This is a genomic window from Gimesia benthica (assembly GCF_009720525.1).
Classification (GTDB): Bacteria; Planctomycetota; Planctomycetia; order Planctomycetales; family Planctomycetaceae; genus Gimesia; species Gimesia benthica.
Genome location: NZ_CP043930.1, coordinates 2,388,762 through 2,411,345, shown reverse-complemented (window position 1 = coordinate 2,411,345; position 22,584 = coordinate 2,388,762). Strand labels below are relative to the sequence as shown.

14 protein-coding genes are annotated in these 22,584 nt (G+C 52.8%); 7 read left to right on the top strand and 7 right to left on the bottom strand.

Annotated elements, in window-relative coordinates; genetic code table 11:
* Nucleotides 1-141 precede the first annotated feature (141 nt).
* Both F1728_RS09100 and F1728_RS09095 read right to left on the bottom strand, forming a co-directional pair.
* Entirely contained in the window at nucleotides 142-1,410 is a 1,269-nt protein-coding gene (locus tag F1728_RS09100) for a DUF1501 domain-containing protein (protein WP_155363836.1), read from the bottom strand.
* A 3-nt stretch (nucleotides 1,411-1,413) separates the two neighbouring features.
* Nucleotides 1,414-3,051 carry a DUF1549 domain-containing protein gene (locus F1728_RS09095; protein WP_155363835.1) on the bottom strand — a complete coding sequence of 546 codons (1,638 nt, stop codon included), beginning with the start codon at nucleotides 3,049-3,051 and terminating at the stop codon, nucleotides 1,414-1,416.
* A gap of 230 nt (nucleotides 3,052-3,281) precedes the next feature.
* Here F1728_RS09095 and F1728_RS09090 point away from each other — a divergent pair, with 230 nt between their 5' ends.
* Both F1728_RS09090 and F1728_RS09085 read left to right on the top strand, forming a co-directional pair.
* Nucleotides 3,282-4,640, top strand: a complete 1,359-nt coding sequence (locus tag F1728_RS09090) for a DUF4013 domain-containing protein (RefSeq protein ID WP_155363834.1) — start codon at nucleotides 3,282-3,284, stop codon at nucleotides 4,638-4,640.
* A 400-nt stretch (nucleotides 4,641-5,040) separates the two neighbouring features.
* A complete protein-coding gene (locus F1728_RS09085) occupies nucleotides 5,041-7,152 on the top strand; it encodes an elongation factor G (protein WP_155363833.1) in 2,112 nt (703 codons plus the stop codon).
* A gap of 69 nt (nucleotides 7,153-7,221) precedes the next feature.
* Here the strand turns inward: F1728_RS09085 and F1728_RS09080 are convergent, their stop codons facing one another.
* On the bottom strand, nucleotides 7,222-11,208 hold the full coding sequence (locus F1728_RS09080) for a hypothetical protein (protein WP_155363832.1): 3,987 nt from the start codon (nucleotides 11,206-11,208) through the stop codon (nucleotides 7,222-7,224).
* Between the two features lie 590 nt (nucleotides 11,209-11,798).
* Here F1728_RS09080 and F1728_RS09075 point away from each other — a divergent pair.
* The 4 genes from F1728_RS09075 to F1728_RS09060 all read left to right on the top strand — a co-directional run bounded on the left by F1728_RS09075 (nucleotide 11,799) and on the right by F1728_RS09060 (nucleotide 16,785).
* Entirely contained in the window at nucleotides 11,799-13,295 is a 1,497-nt protein-coding gene (locus F1728_RS09075) for a MotA/TolQ/ExbB proton channel family protein (protein ID WP_145037312.1), read from the top strand.
* A gap of 64 nt (nucleotides 13,296-13,359) precedes the next feature.
* Nucleotides 13,360-14,553, top strand: coding sequence for a hypothetical protein (locus F1728_RS09070; protein WP_155363831.1), 1,194 nt, complete (start codon nucleotides 13,360-13,362; stop codon nucleotides 14,551-14,553).
* 14 nt (nucleotides 14,554-14,567) lie between these two features.
* Nucleotides 14,568-15,635 (top strand): hypothetical protein, encoded by a 1,068-nt coding sequence (locus F1728_RS09065; RefSeq protein ID WP_155363830.1) that lies wholly within the window; start codon nucleotides 14,568-14,570, stop codon nucleotides 15,633-15,635.
* A 1-nt stretch (nucleotide 15,636) separates the two neighbouring features.
* Nucleotides 15,637-16,785, top strand: a complete 1,149-nt coding sequence (locus F1728_RS09060) for a hypothetical protein (RefSeq protein ID WP_155363829.1) — start codon at nucleotides 15,637-15,639, stop codon at nucleotides 16,783-16,785.
* A gap of 7 nt (nucleotides 16,786-16,792) precedes the next feature.
* Here the strand turns inward: F1728_RS09060 and trxA are convergent, their stop codons facing one another.
* The 3 genes from trxA to F1728_RS09045 are packed head-to-tail and all read right to left on the bottom strand — an operon-like array spanning nucleotide 16,793 to nucleotide 19,113.
* The gene (gene trxA, locus F1728_RS09055) at nucleotides 16,793-17,656 is read right to left on the bottom strand and encodes a thioredoxin (protein WP_155363828.1); all 864 of its coding nucleotides are present in this window, start codon (nucleotides 17,654-17,656) and stop codon (nucleotides 16,793-16,795) included.
* A gap of 55 nt (nucleotides 17,657-17,711) precedes the next feature.
* The gene (locus F1728_RS09050; protein ID WP_145181206.1) at nucleotides 17,712-18,218 is read right to left on the bottom strand and encodes a 6-pyruvoyl trahydropterin synthase family protein; all 507 of its coding nucleotides are present in this window, start codon (nucleotides 18,216-18,218) and stop codon (nucleotides 17,712-17,714) included.
* Complete coding sequence (locus tag F1728_RS09045; RefSeq protein ID WP_155363827.1) at nucleotides 18,208-19,113, bottom strand: triphosphoribosyl-dephospho-CoA synthase; 906 nt, start codon at nucleotides 19,111-19,113, stop codon at nucleotides 18,208-18,210. Before F1728_RS09045 ends, F1728_RS09050 begins: the two co-directional genes overlap by 11 nt.
* Nucleotides 19,114-19,276: 163 nt before the next feature.
* Between F1728_RS09045 and F1728_RS09040 the strand changes: the two genes are divergently transcribed.
* Complete coding sequence (locus F1728_RS09040; RefSeq protein WP_155363826.1) at nucleotides 19,277-20,209, top strand: dihydrodipicolinate synthase family protein; 933 nt, start codon at nucleotides 19,277-19,279, stop codon at nucleotides 20,207-20,209.
* A gap of 28 nt (nucleotides 20,210-20,237) precedes the next feature.
* On the opposite strand, the gene fusA is transcribed toward F1728_RS09040, so the two are convergent.
* Nucleotides 20,238-22,382: an elongation factor G gene (gene fusA, locus F1728_RS09035; RefSeq protein WP_145181209.1), complete on the bottom strand. Its 2,145-nt coding sequence runs from the start codon at nucleotides 22,380-22,382 to the stop codon at nucleotides 20,238-20,240.
* Nucleotides 22,383-22,584: the final 202 nt, after the last annotated feature.

Here is a 22,584-nt window from a genome sequence, read left to right as displayed (position 1 = left end):
GAAAGCGGCTTGATACGGGAAACAGGGATCCCTGGGGGAACTGTTCTCCTTAACAAGTTAGATTCTTTCCTGCACACTCGCAAGCATTTTCCCTGTTTCCCGGAATTTTCTTCTCAGGCGGCAGAGTATACAAACGCAGGCTCAGACCAGCTTGTCAATCGGAGTTCCATCGCTCAGAGCCAGCGGTCGGCCGATGGGGGAAATCAGTTCTTTGGTGAAGTCGATTTGAAGCTTCTGCAGAATCGTGGCGTACAGATCCTGAATGCGAACCGGTTCGGTCGGATCTTTTTCTTTTCCGGTGGGATCTGTTTCTCCGATAATTGTATCCCCTTTCAGGCCACCTCCGCCCACAATACAGGAGAATCCAGAAGGCCAGTGGTCGCGTCCGTCCAGCGGATTGATCTTGGGAGTCCGTCCGAATTCGCCGATACAAAGCACAATTGTCGAATCGAGCAGATCCCGTTCTTTGAGTTCTTTGAGCAGCGTAGCGAAAGCGGGGTCGAGAATTTTTGATTGAGTCTGATGTCCGGTGTAGTTGTTCGCATGGCTGTCCCAGCCATTCAGATTGACTTCGATTGAATGCACACCCTGTTCGACGAGCCTTCGGGCGACCAGGCAACCACGTCCGAAAGGAGAGTCACCATAAGCGGCGCGGACGGCTGCCGGTTCTTTTTCAATTTCGAATGCCTGCAGTTGTTCGGAACTCATCATGGTCAGGGCACGATCGATGGTCGACTGATGCAACGTTTTTTGAGTCTGGATGGTGCGTCCTCTGCGAAATGCCTGGGAGACGACATTCAGGTTTTCCAGCCGCCGCTCCTGGCGGGGATCTCCCACCCCGGATCGCATATTGCCAATATTCTTACCGGGATCGGGAACGCGAAACGCATCGAGGTGTGCCCCCAGATAACCGCCCCGAGCCGGAAACTGGGTGTTACCCATGGAAATATGTTGTGGGATTTCCAGTCCTTTGTCGGGAGCTTCGTGCGTGATGATCGCACCCAGTGCGGGATAGACGGTCGTCGGTTCCGGGCGGTAACCGGTTTTGAGATATTTCGTACCCCGTTCGTGGTCTCCTTCTTTGGAAACCATCGACCGAATCACAGACATTCCACCCAGCTGTTCCGCGAGCAGTGGATACATATCGGAAATCTGTAGACCCGGGACGACGGTAGAGATCGCTTTACCCGGACCACCGATTTGAGTCCCCGGGTGTGGATCCCACGTTTCAAGCTGACTGGGGCCGCCTCCCATCCAGAGCGTAATTACCGATTTTCGCCGTTCCGGCCCTCGCTTCTGCGCAGCCTGAAGATCAAAGCCGGGCAGCATGAAGGAGAGAGTACCTCCCAGCGCAACCTTGCATAGGTCCCGGCGACTCAGCGATTGTGAAAACAGAGGAAATTCGAACATGGCTTAATGATTCCATGAAAATTCGGGTGAATTATACAGCGCCCAGAACAGGTCCTCGGTGACTTTTTCGCGCTGTTTCTGATTCGAAGCAGACTCATACTGTTTCAAAAAGTGCGTCAGCTCTACTTCTGTCGGTGGTCGGGACAGGCAGACGAGGAAACAGGTTTCAATCCGCTTGTCATTTGAAATGTCCAGCGATGTGATCCGACCAACCGAATTAAATGGGGAGGCACTGCCGTTATCTCTGGCAAACTGACCATTCATCCGCAACAGAGCCTGGGGAATCGTTCCCGGAAAGTCATTCAGTTCGTCACTACCCAGGTCCCCATATTCGCGTACAAAATCGATTTCCGAGAAAAAGCGACGTGCCCGCATAAACAGATTCGAATTCTGGTCGATGGTTTTCAGCGAGGATGATTGCAGCATGGAACCGATGATCTGCTCGGGACGCAGTCGGACCAGGGGGAACAGCGCCCATGCACGGGTTGCCCGTTGGATCTCTTCTGCGTCAACCATGTCTGTGGTTGATGATCGTTGAAACGGTTTCGATGCCACGATGATCTGAATCAGACGTTTGATGTCGTATCCGTTCTCGCGAAAGTCCTGGCCCAGAATGTCGAGCAGGTCCGGGGCTTCCTGAGTCAGGTCAGTGGGCGCGGGAAGATCATCGACGGGATCGATATAAGGTACGCCGAACAACAGACCCCAGATTCGATTGGCAGACGCACGTTCGAAACGACGGTTGTCGGGGTGTGTCACCCAGGTCGCCAGTCGCTCACGCAGTGTCCCTTCCTCAGGCAGGCACTCATTCAGGAAAGGAACCTGCGGAGCAACCGTCCGAGTTTCCAGCGTATTTCGATCCTCAACTTCGTACTTCAGCTTTTTGTTCTGACGCACGCCGAGAACCTGTACTTCCACCTGACCGTAAAAAGCGGTTAGACCTTCGAAATCGGTCTGCTTCCAGTGATCGAAAGGATGATCATGACACTGGGCACAATCGATCCGCTGTCCCAGAAATGCACGCACGGTGCTGCCCGTCAGTTTGTTCCGATCCAGATTGCCATCCGCGACTGCCGCGGTGATGAAATTGGTTTCCGGGTCGCCGGTCCAGAGCCCTTCGCCGGCAATCAATTTTCTGACCAGTTCATCATAAGGCGTATTGGCCTGAATCTGTTCGCTCAGCCAGGCTTTGAAGCGATCGCGACGAAAGACAATGAATTGTCCCTGTGCGACTCCAACAAAAGCGCGTGTGAATCGCTCGGAAAAATAATCGGCGAAGCGACGGTCATCGAGAAGTTTTAAGGTCCAGCGCTCCAGTCGATCACCTCCCGACATCGCCTGGAATTCACGTATCTCTTCCAGGGACGGTATTGTGCCATGCAAAGCGAGTGAAAGCCGACGCATCTGTGTCAGTTCGTCTGCCACCGCCGCGGGGACGAGTTCTCGCTCCTCCCATTCTTGTGTGAAGAACTGATCTACCTGATCGACCGTGCGGTTCAGTGAATCCTCATTCTGCAGAACGGGGATCGGTTCCGTCTTCTTCAGAGGGCTGCTCGAAGCCCAGGCAACCAGGGAGATCACCAGCGCCACGACTCCGGCAGGGAGGCAGGCCAGGATCCAGTTGCGAGCGGAAGCGGGCATGTGATTGTCCTGAATGAAGAAGGTTCAAGGGGAAAGGACATCCGGGATTCAGCTCCCGGGAATACCTTATCATACCAGTTGGGCCATTCGAAAGTTTCAGTCATTTCTTGAAACTTCCCGCTTTTTTCCGGGTATCACTCTCTGCGTTCTGGCATCAACCAGGAGATGAATTTCTAAGCAATTTCAATAAAGCGGTTATATATTGGACTTACCAGAGGGCAGGTGGTACCTTGAAAACGCATGCTGAAACCGGGAATACCTTGAACGTTCCTGCAACGGCTCATTACTCAGGAGGCGAAGCAGAGCAGACCGTGAGTGAACATGCGACACATGCCGGCGATTCGAACAAAAACGGACAGGGGACTTCCGCACTGACAACCCCGACAAGTGACGAAGTTGTTCAACCCGCTGCAGTCAGTCCGACCACCGAGATTGATCAGTTCTATCCCGATGAAGTGGTAGGGAATATCCCGCCATTCCCTCATCTGTTTAAACACCCGCTCAAGGCGACATTCTGGATAATTCGTATGCTGTTTGGCATCGTCTGTCTGGTTTTGTTTCTAGCCGTGATTGCTGCCATCCCTCTTGTTAACTTTATTGCCTTGGGTTACCTGCTAGATGTGGAAGGCAGAGTCGCCCGTACGGGAAAAATTCGCCTCGCTTTTCCGCTGCTGGATATCGCGCCTCGACTGGGAACCATAGTGCTTGGCACCGGTCTCTGGCTGATCCCCTTGTTTCTACTCTCCGGGGCTGCCGCGGATGCTCGACTCGTTGATCCAGGGGGCACCAGCGATCAGACGCTTCATTTCATCAATCGTCTGGTTTCGATTTTTATTGCCCTGCATCTCTGTCTGGCACTGGCCCGCGGGGGAACCTTTTCCTGCTATCTGCGCCCACTCAAGAATGCGATCTGGTTGTTTAAACAGCTTCGCGCTGGCGGGTACTGGGAACGGGCGGCGCAGAACGTCAGTGAGTTTGTCTCCTCGCTCAAACTGGGGCAGAATTTCTCACTGGGGTTGCGTGGTTTTCTGGGAGCCTTAGCCTGGCTCTTGATCCCTTCACTCATGTTTGCTTCCGCCAGTTCCCCTGAGGGAGGCAAGGGAGGTCCGGTTCTGGTCACGCTCCTGGGGGGCTTGCTGCTGGTGATCGTCCTGGGCTGGCTGCCTCTGTTGCAGGCTCACTTTGCTGCCGAGAATCGATTGCGGGCCATGTTTGAACTGCGGACCATCCGCAGGAAATTCAAACGGACGCCGATCGCCTGGCTGGTGGCGTTGATCGTTGTCTATGTGCTCTCACTTCCTCTCTACCTGTTCAAGGTGGCGGCACTCCCCCGGGATGCGATGTGGGGCATTACCCTGATCTTTGTTGCCACCATCTATCCTACAAAAATTCTGCTGGGCTGGGTCTACTACCGCGCCTCTTCCAAAACTCGGAATGCCTGGTTTGGTTGGCGCTGGTTGAGCAGGACACTGATTCTGCCACTGCTGTCACTGTATGTCTTTCTGTTGTTCTTTACCCAGTTTATCGGCATGCATGGCAATCGAGTGTTGATGGAGCACCACGTCTTTTTGTTACCGGTTCCATTCTGACCGAATTCGGGTGAGAAATTAAACACAGTGCTGGAAGCGGCTTGCTGGGATCAGACGGAATTCGTTTCTGAGACACGCTTCTCGTTTAAGTCAACACGTTTTTCCGATTTCATTCCGCGCACTTGAATTTTCTGAAAATCTCTTCGCCTTTTGAATTCGGGGCGGATATGATTTGAATAGCGGAATCGCGCTTGATCCGCTCGATCAACTGCCTTTCCGCTGTCATCAATCGTCGAATTGATCCGGCTTTCCAGCGGGGAATCCGGTTAAAGGATATGCAGGGAAAACGTTCTGTTTTTCCCGGCACACGTTCGCATCATTTCCTGGCTAAGCGTGTTGCCTTTTATTTGGAACGGAAGACAATTGCGCCTGGCCATTTTTCGAAAAGGCAGGACGAGCGATGAACGACTATAAGGTAGACGACGTTAGGAATGTGGCACTGGTCGGCCACGGGGCTGTTGGCAAAACAACTGTAGCCGATCTTTTGCTTTTTCAATCGGGAATGACCCCCCGACTTGGGTCTGTGGATGAAGGTACCAGTTTGCTGGATACAGACGAGGAAGAAATCGATCATCGGATTTCCATCGCCTCTACCCTGGTTCACTTTGATCATGCCGGTCACCACATCAATCTGATCGATACCCCCGGCTATCCTGATTTCATTGGGCAGGTCTCCGGTGCTTTGCGTGCCGTCGAGACCGCTCTGATTCTGCTCAACGCCGGTCATGGCGTGGAAATCAATGCCCTGCGAGTTTCCCGGATGGCCCAGGAAGCAGGCATCGCCCGCATGATCGTCCTCAATAAATGTGATACAGAAAATATCGACTACGATTCACTGCTCGATTCCATCCGCGAGACGTTCGGTTCCAACTGTGTTCCCATTAACCTGCCTGTGGGACTCGGGGCCGATTTTCAAGCGGTGTGTGATCTGGTTAATTTTTCCGAGCCACCTGCAGAGGGAACGCTGGGAGATCCGGAGTCAACCCGCCAGACGCTGATCGAAGCGATCGTGGAATCGAATGAAGGGTTACTGGAACGGTTCTTTGATGGAGAAGAACTCAGTGCCCGGGAAATGTCTGCAAACATTCCCAAGGCGATGGCGGCGGGGACACTGATTCCCGTGCTCTTCATGAGCGCGAAAACCGGCGTGGGGGTCAGTGAATTCATGGACGCCATGTCTAACTACACATTGTGTCCGCAGGATATTCAGCGGATGGAACAGACCAAAGATGGTCGTTCGGTGGTGATTGATCCTTCGCCGGAGCAGCCGTTTGTCGCTCAGGTGATCAAGACACGCATCGACCCCTTCATTTCCAAGATGAGCTATCTGCGTGTCTTCTCCGGAAAACTGGATAAAGACACGGCTGTGGTCAATGTCCGCACAGGGAAGCCGGTTCGGATCAATCAATTGCTCGACGTCCAGGGAGGCAAACAGGAGCCCGTCGATTCTGTTTCCGTGGGAGACATTTTCGCGGTAGCCAAAGTCGATGACCTGCAGCCGGGAGATACCCTTACCGCCGATGCGAATGGAGACGGTCTTTCACTGCCGGAAATCAAGTACCCTCATCCGGTGGTCGGGTTAGCAGTGGAACCTAAAAGCCAGAATGACCAGCAGAAGATTTCCGGTGCACTGCACAAACTGGAAGAAGAAGACCAGACCTTCCATGTGATCCACGATGAAGAGACACATGAAATGGTAATGCAGGGAATGAGCGAACTGCATCTGAAAATCATGCAGGAAAAACTGCTGCATCGTGATAAAGTAGAAGTGCTGACGCACCAACCTAAAGTCCCGTATCGCGAAACGATCATGGCGAGCGCTGAGGGCAGTTACCGACACAAGAAACAGTCGGGAGGTGCAGGGCAGTTTGCCGAAGTACACCTGCGGGTCTCACCTATGCCTGCCGGCGTCGATCCTGAAACCTACTTCACGAAAGAAAACTTCGACCATCTGCGCAGTTATCAATACGATCCGGATTTGAACTTTGCCTTTGTCGATCGGATTTCAGGTGGCTCGATTCCCAATCAGTTCATCCCGGCAGTCGAGAAAGGAGTTCGCGAGCGGATGAAGCAGGGGGTCATCGCAGGCTGTCAGATTCAGGATCTGATCTGCGAGGTTTACTTTGGAAAAGATCATCCAGTCGACAGTAACGAAACTGCGTTTAAAATTGCGGGGAGCAAATGTTTCTCGGAACTCTTCGGAAAAGCACGTCCGGCGCTGATGGAACCGATCGTTAAGATTGAAATTCTGATTCCCGAAGAATGCGTCGGCGATATCAGCAGTGATCTTTCCAGTCGACGGGGACGTATGGAAGGTATGCAGGTCTCTCCAGGAGGCTACGAAATCATTCAGGCGCGTGTCCCTCTGGCTGAAATTATGACCTATGCCCGTACGCTTTCCAGTCTGTCCGGAGGCCGGGGAACCTATGACATTGAACTGAGTCACTACGAAATGATTCCGCCCAACGAGCAATCCAAGGTGATTGAGATTCTTAACCAGGCCAGAGAATGATCTGATCTGTCAACGAATCAGGATGGTGGAAAAGCACCAGCGAAAGCGTGTACTCCCTTTTGCTGGTGCTTATTTTTTACGCTTTCGTTCCCGTCCCAGGGGCTGGTTCCAGAGCTTCAACTGCTTCTTGATGTCTTCGAGGGACATCGGGACGGGAGAGAGTTTGATCTGTGTTTCCAGGTCGTAATGTTCGCTGGTTATTTTTTCATCCAGACGATCAATTTCATCTTCCAGGTTACGCATCCAGTCCGGCACATCAATTCCGGAGCCGATGGTTGATGCCAGATAGCGTTCGATTTCTTCTTGGAGAATTGAGAAGGTAGCGGAATCTTCATTTCCATTGCGGGCATCTTTCATCGCCCGGGGAACGAGGGCCATCATCCGGTTGACTGACAAAGGTTTGACGAATCGTTCATTCAGATGATCCGAAATCAGCGGCAGATTGATTTTGTATTCCGCTTCGGTCTGTTTCAGCTTTTTCAAATGCTTCTTGGCCATCTCTTCCGAGGTGGCTTCGAAGACAGCTTCCCAGATCAAGGCTGATTCATTGCGATCCTGCTGAGCCAGAACCTTGTGGGCAATCAGCAGCGGGACCATCTTCCAGTCGTCCCGTTCGTAGGCTGCTTCGATCCGCAGGAAGTCGAGCAGGCAGTAAAACATTTCGCCGTAGTCTGATTGGGTGGTGGTACTATTATACTCCACAAACCGATCAAATTTATCGACCACCGATTCAAAGATGACTTTGAGGTTGGTGACCGCTTCATCCATCTCGATGCTGCCTTCTTCCAGGTCAGTGAGCAGCGTCATGGGGTGGGCTGGATCCTGGTACTCGGCCAGATAATTCAGGTACTGTTCGATTCCATTATGCAGGATAGTACGCAGGTTACCCAGGGTCAGGTACTGGGCGTGAAACAGGTCCGCTCCATACTGCTTGATAAAGCTTTTGACTTCCTGCCAGATATACTCCTGGTTCAGTGCTTCTGCGCTGGAAAGCCGCATGGTGCGACTGTGCTTGAGCCATTGTTCCCGATATTTATTCACCAGTTTTTCAGCGATATCGATCAGCTTCTCGTCATCAAGTTTCTCGGACTCCCAGTCACGCGAGGAGGCGATTATGGCCACCAGGGAGCTTTTAAGAGCGGTGCGGAACAGGCGGTCAAACTCGCTGACAGCAATCCCTTCGGGACGCGCACTGCGTTCCATTCGGTAAGCGGTCTTCAGCAGCTGCCAGGTTTCGCGGAGCAATCCCAGACCGGGAAGCTGAGTCAACAGGAACCGCAGAATCATCTGTAACGAGCGAACTTTAAGTACGGTGTTGGGCCTGCCTCCCTGATCGATGGGCGTATAGAGCAGAGGTGTTTCCGCGATATTGCTTAAGAAAGCCGGAAACTCTTTCCGCACCAGTTCGATGTCGCGGGTCAACACACCACGATAGACGGGGACCAGCAGGCGTTCGTTTTCGGAAAGTTCCTTTTCCGCTTCTGATTCCGGCAGGGTTGCCAGGAGCATCAAACGAGCAGAACGGCAATTGACTGTAGTGATGATGATGGCATGCATCAGGTAGAATTTGGTTTGCAACTGCAGATCGTATTCGATATTGGAATCGTGGTCGCCACTCGGCTTAGGCAGCTGGTAGCTCCAGATGGAATTGAGCAGCACCACCAGTTCCTGCTGTAAATTTTCGGTATGCTGGATCCAGCCTTCAATCGACTCGCGCGTTTCAGCATCAAATTCCGTTTCGGCTTCCGGGTGAGTAACGTGTGAGAGTTCGGTCTCTGCGAAATACGCTGCCGACAACTGCCAGAGTTGTGAGAGCGTATTCAGGAACTTAAGACGAGGTTCGAGCAGGCGGTTGATCGATTCGATTTCGGAGTTATTGGGTGAGTATCCAGAATCCATCATCTCACCCTGCACCCCATCGTCGGCGCTGTCTCGAAAGGTGACGTCTTCATAAGCCGCACCAAACAACTCGTCTTCTTCATCCGGCTCTGCGGGATCCATGTCAAACGGATCCTCGATTGCTTTTTCCGGAACAGGCAGCACGGAATCGAAATGGGGGACCGACCAGTAGTCGGCGGCATTGGCTTCGAGGTAATCGAACATTTTGCGGATAGACTGTCCATTACCGGATCCGGACTTAATATTCGCAGTCAACTGTCGCATCCACTGCAGCAGGACGGAGTGAATTGAGTAAGGTCCCGATTCCAGACCTGTCTGGTCGACCTGGCTCAGCCACTGCATGATCAGACCGATGGCCGCGACATGGTCCTGCTTCTGCAGCAGGGCATCGACAGTCAGGGCATAGGCTTTTGCTGATTCAAATCGATCAACATGCTGTCGCCAGAAAGAAATATCACCGACCGCCTCGCCGCCGTTCTTCCACTCAGTAAGAATCTGTGAGACATGGGCCGCTGATTCAAACGAGTCCTGACCATTCACGTGGGGAAGATCCTCCACAGTGGTCGTTGCGTAACGATCCCATTTTTCAGCCAGCTTCTGGAAACGCTCAGAGATTTCCAGTTTAAGCCGGTCGTTCCCCTGTGCAGCCGCTTCACTCAGTGTGGCCGAGTAGGCGGAGAATGTTTCTTCCATCAGTTCCAGCAGAACTTCACTCCGCTGATCGGGAATACTGTCCTCCCGGGAAATGAACAGAGGGAACAGTCCCTGGAATCCCAGAATATTCCAAGGATCGATCAGGGCACCGCATTCGATCCCGCGAGTCAGATGATCTTCGATCTCGGGGATCAGTTTCCAGGCTGCATCCAGTTCGTTCCGTTCCAGGTGTAACTGAACCATGGTAATCCGCCATTGGATTTCACATTCAAAACGGACCGAGGTGCAGGGGATGACGCCGGCTTCACAGCGGGCAGCACGCGAAAAACCCATCCGCGCGTAGATGCGGGATAACTGGCGGTGCTGAACCTGCTGGGCGCCGTAGCGTGCCAGATGCAGATTGAGGTAGTGCCGGATATGACCGAAAGGCTGCTGAGACTGCTGTGCTTCTTTCAATAAGCGTTCCGCCCGGGAACCTGTCGCAGAGGCCAGCAGACGGTTGTAATAATCATCCCGCTGGCGGGCGACCTTAGGGAGCAGGGAGGTCAAGCTGATATCACTGGCGTGGGTATCAGGTCCGGAACCACTGATCGAAGACGCCATCAGCATGGTGCCACTCAAGACGGCTGCCGCATCCTGCAGTCGTTCCTGCAGCGGGATCTCTTTGTGTTCATCAATCCAGGCCAGCAGGGAATCGAGGATCAGTCTGCGGATGACAAACCGTCGGTAATAGCCCTGGTTGTCAATGATGTGCGGATCCCATTCCCCGAACATGTAGTTGGTGCGTTTGTTAACCGGGTGCAGGTGATCGTGTGCCCGGAGATCGATGGCGATCTCATCCATTTTTTCCAGATTGAAATGTGCCTGATGCAGCAGATCTTCGGGAGTCGTTTCCAGGGTCTTGATCGTCTGTTCGATCAGACGCTGGTAATTTCCACAGGCGACTCCACTGCCACGAAAAAAGACCGGCATCGGGCGAAATTTTTCGTGTGAATAGACCTGCATCTGTCGACCATTTTCCAGAACGGCAACCGGCCGAAAACCGACGAAGTCATTCAGCTTATCGATGGCAGCGGTGACCAGTTCCTGGTCGGTATCCCAGCGACCGGTCTGTTCGAGCAGAGCTTCAAACATGACGGCGAGGAAATAAGGCTGCAGGAACTCTTTTCGGCAGATATGGAACAGCAGGTCCCGGTGATGGGTGGTGTATTGAGGCAGGCATTCTTCAAATGCAATTTTGAGAACTTTCTCTGCCTGATCTATGGACTGAAATGCCGGGGTCGTCCCTTTGAGTTCGTGTAAGTGAGTGCGCAGCAACGACTCCAGCAATGCAGAATCACGCTGAAGGTCCAGTTCAGCAAAGAGCTGATTCCAGTTGAAGCGAAACTTGGGATCTGGCTTTCCGTTAGAGAAATTCAAATAGCCCAGAATCTCTCGAATAATATGTTTATCGACGGCGGGCAGAGTCTCCAGACCCTGCTTTGGATGGCGCGGTACTGTCATATTGGTAAACGTTAATATAGAAATCAGATTCTTAAATTTGCTGGTGTTGGATTTCGCTCAACAGCAGTAAAACAGTCTATTTCCTGAATGAACAGTCCAAACGGAATGAATCCCCGAATCAATTATGCATTTTCCGATCTGGCAGTCAAAAGTTCGATCTCTGTGTCTTGATTAACTGCTTTTCTGGCAGCAGTTTAATGTACCGACTCCCCATTGAAATCGCCAGCTGGTATCTCAGAATGAGGGTGCTGTTCACTTGGTCATTTGAGATTCCTGCCCGCTTCTCCCGCTGGAGAGCAACTTTTCTTCAACTCGTATGTCAGAATATGACGATTATAACGAATGTGCGTATTTCTCAAACGAGCCTTAATTGTGTGCCTTTCAGACGCTGGTATCAAGGCTGACAGGAGTCAGCAGCCGGCGTTGAGGGGTTTTCTTACCAGAAACAGGGCACAAAACACGGGAATTTACCCAGTTGAATCAGGAGAACGGATTCTCAAAAAGTCCTTCGTTTCTTGAGTTTCCTGCAATCTAACCTGAGATCTGGAGTCACCGGTGTGAACTGTGTCTTCAAGGAAGTGAAAAGTCAGATGGAACACTTGGATTCGATGCCCGATGGTCAGCCGACACTGCCAGAAGCTCAAACAGAAGATCACTTTTTGAACTGGTCCAAGGCGGTCTTGAAGTCTCCTCTCTTCTGGGGAGCCGCTGCTACATTCGGGTTTTATGCCCTGATCCCCCATCTTCCCCTGTATCGCGACCTGGTAGATCGCTACTTCTGTAGCCACCCGCTTGAGTACGCCACAGCCGCGCTGTTCTTTATCGGGATGGCCATCATTGGTGTGAAGGGTATGGGCATGTTTGTCCAGAAGAAATCCCTCACCGAAACTCAGATCGACTGGGACACCATTGGCGAGATCGAGAATCTGCACGAGCGAATCGATGTCTTTGAGGAACAGGTGCAGTCACAGCCCTCGTGGCTCAGTGAGACATACCTGGGCAAACGACTGCTGGATACGGTCTCGTTTGTGAAAAGCCGCCGGTCAGTGCAGGACCTGGACGAGCATCTCAAGTATCTGGCCGAGTTGGCTGCCGAGCAACTCCATGCCAGCTACTCACTCATTCGTACAATTACCTGGGCCGTGCCTATCATCGGCTTCCTGGGTACCGTAATCGGGATTACCATCGCGATTGCCAACGTGACCCCCGATCAACTGGATACATCACTGTCTGAAGTGACCGGTGGTCTGGCTGTGGCCTTTGATACCACAGCTCTGGCTTTGGGGCTGTCGCTGGTTCTCGTGTTCTCCACCTTCATCGTAGAACGAATGGAACAAAAGCAGCTCGAGCAGATCGAATTATTTGGTATCGAACATATTGCATCCTGTCTGAGTGAATCGGAGCGTGTTGTCAGTCCGCTGGAATCAGCTGAAATTGAAGCGGCACAGCAACTCGTTTCGCGGACCGAAGAAATGATTCAGCGTCAGACCGATCTCTGGCAACAGAACCTGGAGGGGCTCCGCGGACGCTGGGCCGAAATGATGGATCGGCAGCAGTCGTCCTTCGACCAGACATTGCAGGACGGCATGTCCAGCACGCTGGGTAACCATGCAGTCCAACTGGAAGAATTTCGGAGCGAATTTCTGAACGCGTATCAGTCTACGACTGAGCAGATCGAACTCATGCTCAATCGCTGGCAGAACAAGCAGGAAGAATCGAACAATCAGTTTTCAACACATCTGGCTCAGATCTGGAATGAAGTGCATGAAGACGTCATTTCAGCCCAGACGCGGCAGACCACCCAGATCGAGGAAGCGACGCGGGATATCGCTGATGAAATCCGTATCTGGAATCAGCAGATGAAGGACTCGGCCGAAGTGTCGACCCTGCAGATCCAGGCGCTGAATAATCAGAGTGAGCACCTGCTGAAGATCGTTGATCAGGAAGAGCATCTGATCGGGTTACAGAAACGTCTCACCGAGAATCTGGATGCGATTCGTGCCGCCGAAACGTTTGAAGAAACTCTGCACAGCCTGAGCGCTGCTGTCCATCTGCTGACGGCCCGTTCCGGTCGTAACGCCGCCTGATTGTCACTGCGTCTCACTTGAGTCTTTCGTTTTTCCTCTGAGCAGATAAGTTCCGGTTTCATTCATGAGTAGAAAAGGCAACGAAGCACGTTCGGTATCGCTGTTTCCCTTTCTGGCGGTACTCATCTGTGCGATGGGAGCATTGATCTTCCTGCTGGTTGTCACCACGCGCCGAATTCGACACCAGGCTGTCCTGCAGGTACAGCAGGTGGTGATTGAAGAAACCGTGGAAGATGATCTCTTTCCGCCGATTCTGTTTGCAGCAGAAGAAGCAGAACCGGTGCAGGCTCCTCCCGTGGTGATGATTCCTGAGCCCAAGATCCAAGAGCCGGAACCAGAACCTGAGCCGAAAATCATCAATCTGGCAGCCGATAAAGAGGCTCGCTTGAGAGCGCTGCAGGTGCAGAAAGCGAAAAAACTGGCTGCACTGAAAGATCAGAATCTGATGCTGGTTCGCCTGAAAAATGAGTTGAGTCAGTCCGAAAGTCAGCTCAATGAAACGCAAAAACAGTTTCAGTCACTGCAGTCAAAAGACAAAGAACTCGACCAGAACCTGGCTAAGCTGAAAGAGCAGAAGGCGCGTGTGGCAGAAATGCTGCAGGAAGAGCTGAATTCACTGGCAAAGAAAAAACAGTCACAAAAATCGGCTCGCAGTAAATATTCCATCGTTCCTTATGACGGAAGAACCGGTACAGCCAAACGCCCCATTCTGATTGAATGTACGGATGAAGGGCTGACCTTCCAGCCCGAAGGCATCACTTTGACTCCAGATGATCTGCAGGATTTCACGCCGGGGCACAATCCGCTGCTGTCGGGAACTCAGGCACTGTTTCGCTACTGGAGTGGTAAAGATCGAAATTCAGGTCAGGAACCTTATGTTCTGATTCTGGTTCGTCCCAGTGGTAGTGTCGGTTACTATGTGGCCCGTAAGCTGCTGGGCAACCTGGATCTGGACTCTGGATACGAATTGATTGATGCAGACTGGGAACTGGCATTACCCAAACAGGATCCAGTTGCGAAAGAGGTCTGCCAGGATGCGATCGACCGTGTGTTGAGTGGACGCAGGCAACTGGTCTCCCAGTTGAATCAAAAACAGACTGCCAGTCCCCAGGAGCGTCGACTGCAGTTTGATGCTCGTACCGGAATGGTCCGTGTGATCGAACCGGAAGAAGGACTGGGAACCGGTCAGGGAACCGAAAAATCAGCCGTGGGGGGACGGGTTCGGGAGATGGTAAATCACATTTCAGTGATGTTCTGACACCGCGACAGCAAATGGCTCGTGCCGAGTATCTCCGTAAAGTCGCCAACCAGCCAAACATTGTCTACAAAGAAGGCTTTGATGATGGAGACAGTGCACAGGGTGAGCGGGGCACAGGCTCTGAACTGGAACGTATCACCGGGAGAGGCAGCTCCACCGGGAAAAGAGGGCTGCCCGGAAGTCTCGAAGGAGCCGAAGTCTACGATCTGGATGAACTCAAACGCGGATCGAGTAGTGGTTTTGGTGAAGATGGTGGTTTGAAGCAGGCTAAGGTTATGGGCCGTGATCAACTGCGAGAAATGGCCGAGCAGCACCTGGTTGAACTGAAAAAATTACAGGGCCAGGGAGCATCAGGAAAACCAGGTCAATCGGGAGATCAACGAACACCGGGTGACCAGCAACTGGCAGGCAGCGCGGCCAGTGGTTCGACGAGTTCTAGCCAGAGAGTGATCGAAAATCCGTACCTGAAAAAACAGGGGAGTCGAGAGGGAACCGCAGAGTCTGGCCAGACAGTCGCCGGACAGCAAGGCATGCGGTCTTCGGAATCGACTCCGGGATCCTCTGCAAATCCATATTCGTCGAACGCATCTTCCCAATCCAGCAATCCATTCCAGAGTTCTGCATCTGGTTCCTCGGCTGCAGGAGCGGGGAACGCGAATTCAGTTTCGCTGAGCCGCAGTCGCTCAGCACAGGCTGAGAGCGAATCCTCAATGAACCGTCAATGGGGCCCGCCTCAGTCCCGTTCCGGTATTGGATTTGAAAGAGAAATCAGTATTCAGATCGGTTCAGATCGCATCATTGTCGGAGATGAAAAACAGTTGCAACTCGATCCGGGAATGTCACCGCAACGCTTGCAGGCGTCGCTCTTCGCGGTCATGGATCAGTACGTGCAATCCTGGGGACCTGCCCCCAAAGGTTTCTACTGGGTGCCTTCACTGCAGTTTACAATCAGTCCCGGTGGGAACCAGTACTACGAACGGATAAAATCATCCGCCCAGAAAATGGGACTTGAGACCGAGGCACAGTATACGCTCGAGCCTTTACCGGCTGGTCCTGCTGCCTCAACGGGAAAGGAGCAGTAATATGAGCCGCCGCACACCTCAGGGAGAAGCCGGATTTGGTTCAGATTCCTTTCTGGATATCGTCGCGAACATTGTCGGGATTTTGATTATTCTGATCGTGATCGCTGGCGTCCGGATGAGCCAGGCACCGGTAACGGTCGCGAATACCGAAATCAACCCCCCTGCTGCGCCCACTGTGATCGATGGCGATCTTGATGCCTTTCCTCCTGAGTTGGAAGCACCTCCTCTGCCGGCACCTGTGGTGATTTTGCCAGATCCGGAACCGGAAAAACTGGTGCCGAAAGAACCGAAGATCATCTATCAACACCCCTCCGCAGAACTGCTGGCACAACTCGAAGCAGCGGAAGCCGAACTCTCTCGCCTGGATCGCATCATGCAGGAACGGTCATCAGGGGCTCAGGATCTGCAGTCGCGTAAGCAGGCTGTCCGAGGTCAGGTCCAGTCGATGTTGTCTGAGATCAATCACAAGAGCAGTCGACTTGAACAGGAGTATCGACAGTTACTCAGCCTGGTCGATGAAACGAAGGCGGCACGTCAGCAACTGGAGCACGTGGTCGCCAAAGCACGGGAAGTCTCTGAGCCACGTGAGCAGGTGAAAGAGCTGAAGCACCGCCTCACTCCCGTCAGCCAGTTGGTGACGGATAAGGAATGGCACTTCCTGCTTTCAGAAAACCGCGTTTCTTACGTGCCCATCAATGAACTCCTGCTGGAGTTGAAACACGAGGTCATGAAGCGTGGCAGCTGGCTGGCCAAGTATCGTGAGCATCATGGCAAAGTAGGGCCCGTTCAGGGATACACCATGAATTATGTTGTCGAGCGACAACCCCTTTCTGCGCTGGATCAGTTACGGACTGGTGGCACGGGCGGATTTCGAGTCGGAGTCACCAAATGGGAAATTGGTCGTAGCGATGATGTATCCGGCGAAGTCCAAGAGGCTGCATTAAGGCCTCAATCACAGTTCTCCCGGGCGTTGACTGAAATCGGGACCGGTTCGACGGTTACCTTCTGGGTTTACCCGGACAGCTTCGAACTCTATCGAGAGCTGCAGAAATATGCCCATTCACTCGGATACCAGGTAGCGGGCAGGCCGCTGCCTTTTGGGGTACCCATTGCGGGGTCACCTGCCGGAACTCGCTCTGCAGGACAGTAAGCCACGTTTAATAGAGCAGAGTCGCCAGCTTGCGACGGTACGCGCTGGTCAGGGCTGACTGTGGCCCCAGCAGATCGAAGATTCGCAACATTGTGGCTTTGGCTTCTACGCCTGCTCCCGCTTTATCTTCCGCGATGATCACCAGACAGATTTCCAGGGCTTCTTCATGCTTGTTGGAAATCGCCAGGGCGTCTGCTAAGGCGATTTTGAGGTCTGCATTATCGGGATCTGCCTCCAATGCTTTACGAGCCTCTTCCACCCCACCCGCTTCATCCGCGGCTGCCTGAAGTTCGAGCTGCGATTTAATCTGCTCTGCTTCGGGCTCCAGAAAACCACGGGTTTCCAGTTCTTCGATAATCTGGCCACATTCATCGAAGCGGGACAGCTTTACCAGCACAGCTGCCAGTCGCAGTTTGATGGTATCGTTTTTCGGATCGAGTTCTGCTGCTTCACGGTACTTGCCTTCAGCGGCCGCTGGATCGGTCTCTTCCAGGATCTGACCTTCCTGCAGCAACATATCAATGGGAGAAGGCACCAGCTGCGTTACCCATTCCCGCAGCGACTCCTCGGGCAGGATCCCCTGGAAATGGTCGACGGGCTGCCCGTTCAGGAAAGCAACCACTGTTGGAATGGACTGTACGCGGAATGCCGCCGCGAGTCCCTGTTGTTCGTCGATATTGATTTTGGCCAACTGGACTTTTCCCTGGAATTCGTTGAGCACGTTTTCCAGCATGGGCGCCAGCTGCTGGCAGGGGCCGCACCAGGGAGCCCAGAAATCGATGATGATCGGTATCTGTTGTGACTTCTGCAGGACTTCGGTTTCGAAGTTCTCTTCGGTAACATCAATGATCCAGGGGGCATTGGCTGACATGTTATGTTTCCTTATCTGAGACTCCCACAAGAGGGAAACTCTGGTGGTTTGACAATCAGTTCCGGGTGACAGGGAGTTCGCAGATTGCCCACTGCCCGAAATTTTCTTCTACTTCAATCTGGACCGATTCAATCTGGCTTGCGGCGTCTGATCCTATCACAGTCATCAGCTGCTGGCCAATCCAGTGCGCGATTAATTCAGCCGTTGTATTGGCAACCGGCAGCAGGATGCAGTCCTCACGCGGGAAAACCCAGCGCCGTTCTTCGAACGTGGCTTCGACTTCATTCTGATCTTCCCGGACTTTAATTTTATCGTGCTGCGTGGGAAGCAGAACACGGTGATCGAGCGCGTCTACCGTTTTCTGCAACTGATCACGGAGTGCAATAAAATCGAAAACATAACCGTTTTCGTCAAGAGGCCCGGTCAGCTCAGCAGCGACACGCCAGTTGTGACCGTGCAGACGCTCACAGATATTGCCGTTGAATGTGATAAAGTGTGCCGCACTGAAGACGAGGTGGTCTTTGGTGACGCGAACTTTGTATCGGGGGACGCTATCCTTCATGAATTAACGAGCTCAATTCCGCTTGAAAAGGTGGAGGGACTTTTTCTCTGATTGTAGCCGGAGCAGGGGGCTTGATGAAACCGTCCCGCAGGGCAACAAACAGAGCCGCGACGATTAAATCGGCTGTCGTTCCTGGATTCCTGCGATTTCCCGTTTCGCGCAACCAGTGGTCAAGTTCCTGCAAACCGCTCTCAAAGTCTTCTGCCTGTAAGGTCTCGCGAGCTCGCCGGGCTGCTTCATTTGCTTCAGCACTGCCGCATTTACGGGCGATCAATGTATCCGGACAGTCGGCCATCAGCTGGAGCTGCAGACGAATGACAGCGGTTTCCCAGTCTGAGGATTGATTCCAGAATTCCTGCAGTGCGGGGACTGCTGTCTGGAGCGTGATCTGAAATCCGCTGGCATATTCTCGCGCGACGGCATCCCGCTCAGCTGCGAGGGCCATGGCTTCGCGCAGTGTGCCCGTTGGCTCGTCTGAGATATCCTGTGTTTCTGTCTCTCCCAGACCACCCGGACAAGCCACTCTGATTGCCTCGTAAACCAGTCGCGCGTCAGCGACGCTCAATCCCTCCAGGACCGAGTCAATTCCCTCAGAGATGGTCTGCTCGGTCGGTACAGCCAGCAGCGGGGCCAGTAACAGGACCATGCCCAGGTTGGAGTTGCTGGCAGAGACATCACGGGTTGCTGTGATGCAATTCAAGATGGTTTCAGCTACCCTGCCTGGCTCTGACTGTGGGAGCAGGGGGGCTATCGCCCGTGCAGAGCGAAGGAAATCAACATATGTCAGATCGGGAAACGAGACGCCAGGATGTACATTCCCCGGTTTTTGTGCGGTCGCTTCGAGCAGGCAGGCCAGATAACACCAGTTTTCGAGTTGTGCTTTATTTTGACTCATATACGCTGGTTTGATTGATGGTCGGTGAAAATCTGCGTACAACAGTAAGTAAAGACTGTTAAGAATATTGCGGGGAATTCACTCCGAGGTCAATTCTGCAGGATCCATCCTGAGAATTGAAGTCTCTGACAACTTGAACCGAACAGGTAACAGGAATTGTTTTATGAGCCCATCGATTGAGCGTCAACAGCTGCAAACCGTGCATATTGTCCCACTGACCGCTTTCGATCAGCAGGATCGAATCAACGTCGAGATGCAGTCAGCACACACGGCGAAACTGTATGAGGCAGGCATGCGTGTTTATCTTCCCGGGGCAGGGACCAGTGAATTTCACAGTCTGCTGCCAGAGGAAATCGTGCAGCTGGTGAAGATCACTCGCGAAGTTACCGGTCCGGAAACCCTGATTTTTGCACCCATCGGTTACCAGGTAAATGCAGCAAAGCAACTGGCGGTAGACTGTCTGGAAGCAGGGGCCACCGGCATCATGTTCATGCCTTTTGCTCATCCTTATATGAGTGATCGCGGGGCGGAAGAGTATTACCGTGCCGTGATGGACGCTGCCGACTGTCCCACCTTGTTCTACAAGAAAGCAGCGATTCCCAGTGATGAGCTGCTGCTGGAGCTGGCCTCGGACGAGCGGGCCGTGGGGGTCAAGTATTCGGTGAATCAGATGCATCAGTTCCGTACCACGGTCAGCGCCGATACGGAAGGCATGGAATGGGTCTGCGGTTCTGCAGAGCGGTTTGCGCCTTATTACATGCTGGCTGGTTCAGGTGGATTTACCAGCGGGGCTGGGAATGTCTGTCCGCATCTGTCGCTGGCGATGCACGCGGCGTTTCTCTCGGGCGACTATGCCGAGGGAATGCGGATTCAGCAACAGATCCTGCCGATTGAAGATTATCGGGCACGTTGTGGGGACAGCTTCAACATCAGTATGTTGAAGTATGCCATCACTCTGACCGGAGCAGATTTCGGGCCTCCGCGGCCACCTCAGCGGACACTGACCAGCGAACAGGAAGCAGAGATTCGTCAGTTGATGGAGCCGGTTCTGGCTGCGGAAGCTGAATTGGCGCAACAAAAAAGCCCCGTTTCGTAAAACGGGGCTTTTTGTTTGATTCTCAGAATCAGGCAGTTGCCATCCGTTCTTCTTTTTCTTTCAGACGACGGGCGACGACTTCTTCCTGAATGTTACGAGGAACCTGGGCATAGCGTGAGAATTCCATGCTGAATCCACCTTTACCCTGGGTCATGGAACGCAGCTCGTTGGCATAGTCAAACATGCTTGCCAGCGGGACTTCAGCGATGAAGACACTCGTTCCCATTTTGGTTTCCGATGTATTGATCACACCGCGTTTCTGAGCGATATGACCAGTGACAGCACCCTGGAACTCTTCAGGAACTTCCACTTCGAGTTTCATGATCGGCTCGAGCAGTGCCATGTTTGCTTTCTTCAGAGAGTCACGCATACAGTTGAATGCAGCGACGTTGAACGCCATTTCTGAAGAGTCAACATCGTGGTAGCTACCGTCCGACAGAGTGGCGGAAACACCCACAACTTCACATTCGCACAAGGGGCCTTTAACAAGAGCCCGCTGGAATCCTTTGTCCACAGCCGGGATGTATTCTTTAGGAATACGACCCTGGGTGATCGCATTTTTGAATTCGTAGGTTTCACCGTCATTTTCCACGGGCATTGGTTCAATTTTACCAACGACGTGAGCGTACTGACCAGAACCACCAGTCTGCTTTTTGTGCTTGTGGTTGTATTCCACAGGGATAGTCGGTGTTTCACGGTAAGCCACGCGGGGTTCACCCACGATACATTCGACTTTGTATTCACGTTTGATACGTTCGATGTAAACATCGAGGTGCAGCTGACCCATACCAGCGATGATGGTCTGATTGGTTTCTTCATCAGTCATCACGTGGAAGGTGGGGTCTTCGCGGTTGAAACGCTGAATCGCTTTAGCCAGACGATCGGCACCGTCCCGGTCGAGTGGTTCGATCGAGAGACGAATCACAGGCTCAGGTACAAAGATACTTTCCAGAGCGTAGTTTTCACCATCGCTACAGAACGTATCCCCGGAGGCACACTCCATACCTACAGCTGCGATAATGTCACCAGCTTCACCTACATCAACGTCTTCACGGCTGTCAGCGTGCATACGTACCAACCGGCCAAAGCGGGTTGAGTTCCCGGTTCGGGTGTTGACGTAGCTCTGACCTTTTTCAATTTTGCCCTGATAGATTCGCATGTAGGTCAGCTGACCGAAGGTTTCGTCGACAATCTTGAAAGCCATGGCAACCAGAGGTTTGTCAGAAGAGTGAGACAGCTTCGTACGGAACGAATCGCTGTGAGTATCTTCTGCACCTTCTTTGATGGCTTTCTGCTGAGCGTCCAGGTCAATCGCAGAAATTTCACGATCGAGCGGGCTGGGCAGGAAGCGAACCACGGCGTCAAGCAGAGTCTGCACACCTTTGTTTTTGAAAGCTGTTCCCATCATGACGGGGGTGATTTCGTGAGACAGAGTCGCTTCACGAATGACTTTGTAAATGTCGTCAACGGGAATTTCTGCCTCTTCCAGCAGGGCGACCATCAGGTCGTCGCTGAACATGGAGAGGGTTTCCAGCATCGCGGCGCGAGCTTCTTCAGCAGCAGCTTTGAACTGCTCAGGAATTTCGCCGAGGACTTCTTTTTCACCCTGTTCGCCTTCGTAGGTGACCGCCTGCATGGTTACCAGGTCAACTACACCTTCGAACTGAGCACCTTCGCCCATGGGAATCTGCAGCGGCAGAGGCACAACGTGCAACTTTTCTTCGATCTGCTTGATCACGCTGGCAGAATCGGCACCAGTACGGTCCATCTTGTTGATGAAGGCAATACGGGGAACGCCGTAACGTTTCATCTGACGGTCAACGGTCAGAGACTGGCTCTGTACACCGCCTACCGAGCAGAGAACCAGAACGGCACCGTCCAGTACGCGAAGACTACGTTCCACTTCCACGGTAAAGTCAACGTGGCCCGGGGTATCGATAATGTTGACAGTATAGTCTCTCCACTGCACCTGTGTGGCGGCAGAAGCGATGGTAATCCCACGCTCACGCTCCAGGTCCATACTGTCCATGGTTGCTCCACCGTCACCACCTCGCACTTCACGCACTTTGTGGATTCGGCCTGAGTAGTACAGAATCCGTTCGGTAAGTGTGGTTTTACCAGAGTCGATGTGAGCCGAAATACCAATGTTTCGATACTTGTCCAGATTTTTCATGGCTTTAGTGCAGGTTTACTTTAGGGAACGTGTTATGGATACAAAATGATCGGCAACGTACCGACCTTGATCAAGAGCTCAATATTATTCGGAACTTTTTGAGAAGAAGCTCTCAAGTTTTACAGGGAGGCAGGCCCCGCAAATCGCATCACTCTACTGGTGTGATGGCTGACCCGGCAGGTTTTCACAACAAGGGATCACT